Origin of the sequence: Streptomyces sp. NPDC056169, from assembly GCF_042268445.1 — a bacterium.
Lineage (GTDB): Bacteria > Actinomycetota > Actinomycetes > Streptomycetales > Streptomycetaceae > Streptomyces.
Map to the genome: position 1 here is coordinate 1 of NZ_JBHJUO010000050.1, position 5329 is coordinate 5329.

General features: G+C 52.4%; 3 tRNA genes and 3 rRNA genes. All 6 read left to right on the forward strand.

From position 1 onward, the window contains the following. Positions 1-219 precede the first annotated feature (219 nt). Positions 220-1769, forward strand: a 16S ribosomal RNA gene (locus ACFC0G_RS39485). A gap of 170 nt (positions 1770-1939) precedes the next feature. Then, positions 1940-4868: ribosomal RNA gene (locus ACFC0G_RS39490) — 23S ribosomal RNA — on the forward strand. Positions 4869-4923: 55 nt separating this feature from the next. Beyond that, positions 4924-5039 (forward strand): 5S ribosomal RNA (gene rrf / locus ACFC0G_RS39495). Together the 16S, 23S and 5S rRNA genes with 3 tRNA genes alongside form the textbook arrangement of a ribosomal RNA operon. A 22-nt stretch (positions 5040-5061) precedes the next feature. After that, positions 5062-5137: transfer RNA gene (locus tag ACFC0G_RS39500), tRNA-Val, on the forward strand. Between the two features lie 4 nt (positions 5138-5141). Further along, a tRNA-Thr gene (locus ACFC0G_RS39505) sits at positions 5142-5214 on the forward strand. A 22-nt stretch (positions 5215-5236) separates the two neighbouring features. Then, positions 5237-5321: transfer RNA gene (locus tag ACFC0G_RS39510), tRNA-Tyr, on the forward strand. Positions 5322-5329: the final 8 nt, after the last annotated feature.

The following is a 5329-nucleotide window of genomic DNA, read 5'->3' on the forward strand; positions in this document are numbered from 1 at the left end:
ATTATTAAACGTCGCTGATGCGCTTCTGAGAAAACAAGCTCACAGCGGCGGGAAAATAAATCAAAAAAACATTTGACAAAAGAAAGTCAAAATGTTATATTGATAAAGTCGCTTCAACAAGAAGTGAAAATGATCTTTGAAAACTAAACAAGACAAAACGTACCTGTTAATTCAGTTTTTAAAAATCGCACAGCGATGTGCGTAGTCAGTCAAACTACTTTATCGGAGAGTTTGATCCTGGCTCAGGACGAACGCTGGCGGCGTGCCTAATACATGCAAGTCGAGCGGACAGATGGGAGCTTGCTCCCTGATGTTAGCGGCGGACGGGTGAGTAACACGTGGGTAACCTGCCTGTAAGACTGGGATAACTCCGGGAAACCGGGGCTAATACCGGATGGTTGTTTGAACCGCATGGTTCAAACATAAAAGGTGGCTTCGGCTACCACTTACAGATGGACCCGCGGCGCATTAGCTAGTTGGTGAGGTAACGGCTCACCAAGGCAACGATGCGTAGCCGACCTGAGAGGGTGATCGGCCACACTGGGACTGAGACACGGCCCAGACTCCTACGGGAGGCAGCAGTAGGGAATCTTCCGCAATGGACGAAAGTCTGACGGAGCAACGCCGCGTGAGTGATGAAGGTTTTCGGATCGTAAAGCTCTGTTGTTAGGGAAGAACAAGTACCGTTCGAATAGGGCGGTACCTTGACGGTACCTAACCAGAAAGCCACGGCTAACTACGTGCCAGCAGCCGCGGTAATACGTAGGTGGCAAGCGTTGTCCGGAATTATTGGGCGTAAAGGGCTCGCAGGCGGTTTCTTAAGTCTGATGTGAAAGCCCCCGGCTCAACCGGGGAGGGTCATTGGAAACTGGGGAACTTGAGTGCAGAAGAGGAGAGTGGAATTCCACGTGTAGCGGTGAAATGCGTAGAGATGTGGAGGAACACCAGTGGCGAAGGCGACTCTCTGGTCTGTAACTGACGCTGAGGAGCGAAAGCGTGGGGAGCGAACAGGATTAGATACCCTGGTAGTCCACGCCGTAAACGATGAGTGCTAAGTGTTAGGGGGTTTCCGCCCCTTAGTGCTGCAGCTAACGCATTAAGCACTCCGCCTGGGGAGTACGGTCGCAAGACTGAAACTCAAAGGAATTGACGGGGGCCCGCACAAGCGGTGGAGCATGTGGTTTAATTCGAAGCAACGCGAAGAACCTTACCAGGTCTTGACATCCTCTGACAATCCTAGAGATAGGACGTCCCCTTCGGGGGCAGAGTGACAGGTGGTGCATGGTTGTCGTCAGCTCGTGTCGTGAGATGTTGGGTTAAGTCCCGCAACGAGCGCAACCCTTGATCTTAGTTGCCAGCATTCAGTTGGGCACTCTAAGGTGACTGCCGGTGACAAACCGGAGGAAGGTGGGGATGACGTCAAATCATCATGCCCCTTATGACCTGGGCTACACACGTGCTACAATGGACAGAACAAAGGGCAGCGAAACCGCGAGGTTAAGCCAATCCCACAAATCTGTTCTCAGTTCGGATCGCAGTCTGCAACTCGACTGCGTGAAGCTGGAATCGCTAGTAATCGCGGATCAGCATGCCGCGGTGAATACGTTCCCGGGCCTTGTACACACCGCCCGTCACACCACGAGAGTTTGTAACACCCGAAGTCGGTGAGGTAACCTTTTAGGAGCCAGCCGCCGAAGGTGGGACAGATGATTGGGGTGAAGTCGTAACAAGGTAGCCGTATCGGAAGGTGCGGCTGGATCACCTCCTTTCTAAGGATATTTTACGGAATATAAGACCTTGGGTCTTATAAACAGAACGTTCCCTGTCTTGTTTAGTTTTGAAGGATCATTCCTTCGAAACGTGTTCTTTGAAAACTAGATAACAGTAGACATCACATTCAATTAGTAACACAAGATATCACATAGTGATTCTTTTTAACGGTTAAGTTAGAAAGGGCGCACGGTGGATGCCTTGGCACTAGGAGCCGATGAAGGACGGGACGAACACCGATATGCTTCGGGGAGCTGTAAGCAAGCTTTGATCCGGAGATTTCCGAATGGGGAAACCCACCACTCGTAATGGAGTGGTATCCATATCTGAATTCATAGGATATGAGAAGGCAGACCCGGGGAACTGAAACATCTAAGTACCCGGAGGAAGAGAAAGCAAATGCGATTTCCTGAGTAGCGGCGAGCGAAACGGAAGATAGCCCAAACCAAGAGGCTTGCCTCTTGGGGTTGTAGGACATTCTATACGGAGTTACAAAGGAACGAGGTAGATGAAGAGGTCTGGAAAGGCCCGCCATAGGAGGTAACAGCCCTGTAGTCAAAACTTCGTTCTCTCCTGAGTGGATCCTGAGTACGGCGGAACACGTGAAATTCCGTCGGAATCCGGGAGGACCATCTCCCAAGGCTAAATACTCCCTAGTGACCGATAGTGAACCAGTACCGTGAGGGAAAGGTGAAAAGCACCCCGGAAGGGGAGTGAAAGAGATCCTGAAACCGTGTGCCTACAAGTAGTCAGAGCCCGTTAACGGGTGATGGCGTGCCTTTTGTAGAATGAACCGGCGAGTTACGATCCCGTGCAAGGTTAAGCAGAAGATGCGGAGCCGCAGCGAAAGCGAGTCTGAATAGGGCGCATGAGTACGTGGTCGTAGACCCGAAACCAGGTGATCTACCCATGTCCAGGGTGAAGTTCAGGTAACACTGAATGGAGGCCCGAACCCACGCACGTTGAAAAGTGCGGGGATGAGGTGTGGGTAGGGGTGAAATGCCAATCGAACCTGGAGATAGCTGGTTCTCTCCGAAATAGCTTTAGGGCTAGCCTCAAGGTAAGAGTCTTGGAGGTAGAGCACTGATTGGACTAGGGGCCCCTACCGGGTTACCGAATTCAGTCAAACTCCGAATGCCAATGACTTATCCTTGGGAGTCAGACTGCGAGTGATAAGATCCGTAGTCGAAAGGGAAACAGCCCAGACCGCCAGCTAAGGTCCCAAAGTATACGTTAAGTGGAAAAGGATGTGGAGTTGCTTAGACAACCAGGATGTTGGCTTAGAAGCAGCCACCATTTAAAGAGTGCGTAATAGCTCACTGGTCGAGTGACTCTGCGCCGAAAATGTACCGGGGCTAAACGTATCACCGAAGCTGCGGACTGTTCTTCGAACAGTGGTAGGAGAGCGTTCTAAGGGCTGTGAAGCCAGACCGGAAGGACTGGTGGAGCGCTTAGAAGTGAGAATGCCGGTATGAGTAGCGAAAGAGGGGTGAGAATCCCCTCCACCGAATGCCTAAGGTTTCCTGAGGAAGGCTCGTCCGCTCAGGGTTAGTCGGGACCTAAGCCGAGGCCGAAAGGCGTAGGCGATGGACAACAGGTTGATATTCCTGTACCACCTCCTCACCATTTGAGCAATGGGGGGACGCAGGAGGATAGGGTAAGCGCGGTATTGGATATCCGCGTCCAAGCAGTTAGGCTGGGAAATAGGCAAATCCGTTTCCCATAAGGCTGAGCTGTGATGGCGAGCGAAATATAGTAGCGAAGTTCCTGATTCCACACTGCCAAGAAAAGCCTCTAGCGAGGTGAGAGGTGCCCGTACCGCAAACCGACACAGGTAGGCGAGGAGAGAATCCTAAGGTGATCGAGAGAACTCTCGTTAAGGAACTCGGCAAAATGACCCCGTAACTTCGGGAGAAGGGGTGCTCTGTTAGGGTGCAAGCCCGAGAGAGCCGCAGTGAATAGGCCCAGGCGACTGTTTAGCAAAAACACAGGTCTCTGCGAAGCCGTAAGGCGAAGTATAGGGGCTGACGCCTGCCCGGTGCTGGAAGGTTAAGAGGAGCGCTTAGCGTAAGCGAAGGTGCGAATTGAAGCCCCAGTAAACGGCGGCCGTAACTATAACGGTCCTAAGGTAGCGAAATTCCTTGTCGGGTAAGTTCCGACCCGCACGAAAGGCGCAACGATCTGGGCACTGTCTCAACGAGAGACTCGGTGAAATTATAGTACCTGTGAAGATGCAGGTTACCCGCGACAGGACGGAAAGACCCCGTGGAGCTTTACTGCAGCCTGATATTGAATGTTGGTACAGCTTGTACAGGATAGGTAGGAGCCTTGGAAACCGGAGCGCCAGCTTCGGTGGAGGCATCGGTGGGATACTACCCTGGCTGTATTGACCTTCTAACCCGCCGCCCTTATCGGGCGGGGAGACAGTGTCAGGTGGGCAGTTTGACTGGGGCGGTCGCCTCCTAAAAGGTAACGGAGGCGCCCAAAGGTTCCCTCAGAATGGTTGGAAATCATTCGCAGAGTGTAAAGGCACAAGGGAGCTTGACTGCGAGACCTACAAGTCGAGCAGGGACGAAAGTCGGGCTTAGTGATCCGGTGGTTCCGCATGGAAGGGCCATCGCTCAACGGATAAAAGCTACCCCGGGGATAACAGGCTTATCTCCCCCAAGAGTCCACATCGACGGGGAGGTTTGGCACCTCGATGTCGGCTCATCGCATCCTGGGGCTGTAGTCGGTCCCAAGGGTTGGGCTGTTCGCCCATTAAAGCGGTACGCGAGCTGGGTTCAGAACGTCGTGAGACAGTTCGGTCCCTATCCGTCGCGGGCGCAGGAAATTTGAGAGGAGCTGTCCTTAGTACGAGAGGACCGGGATGGACGCACCGCTGGTGTACCAGTTGTTCTGCCAAGGGCATCGCTGGGTAGCTATGTGCGGACGGGATAAGTGCTGAAAGCATCTAAGCATGAAGCCCCCCTCAAGATGAGATTTCCCATTCCGCAAGGAAGTAAGATCCCTGAAAGATGATCAGGTTGATAGGTCTGAGGTGGAAGTGTGGCGACACATGGAGCTGACAGATACTAATCGATCGAGGACTTAACCATATTTTTGAATGATGTCACACCTGTTATCTAGTTTTGAGAGAACACTCTCAAATTGTTTGGTGGCGATAGCGAAGAGGTCACACCCGTTCCCATACCGAACACGGAAGTTAAGCTCTTCAGCGCCGATGGTAGTCGGGGGTTTCCCCCTGTGAGAGTAGGACGCCGCCAAGCAATTGCACGTTAGTGTAATTATGGAGGATTAGCTCAGCTGGGAGAGCATCTGCCTTACAAGCAGAGGGTCGGCGGTTCGAGCCCGTCATCCTCCACCATTATGCCGGTGTAGCTCAATTGGTAGAGCAACTGACTTGTAATCAGTAGGTTGGGGGTTCAAGTCCTCTTGCCGGCACTGTTTTTTCAAAATTTAATGTGGAGGGGTAGCGAAGTGGCTAAACGCGGCGGACTGTAAATCCGCTCCCTCAGGGTTCGGCAGTTCGAATCTGCCCCCCTCCACCATTTATAGG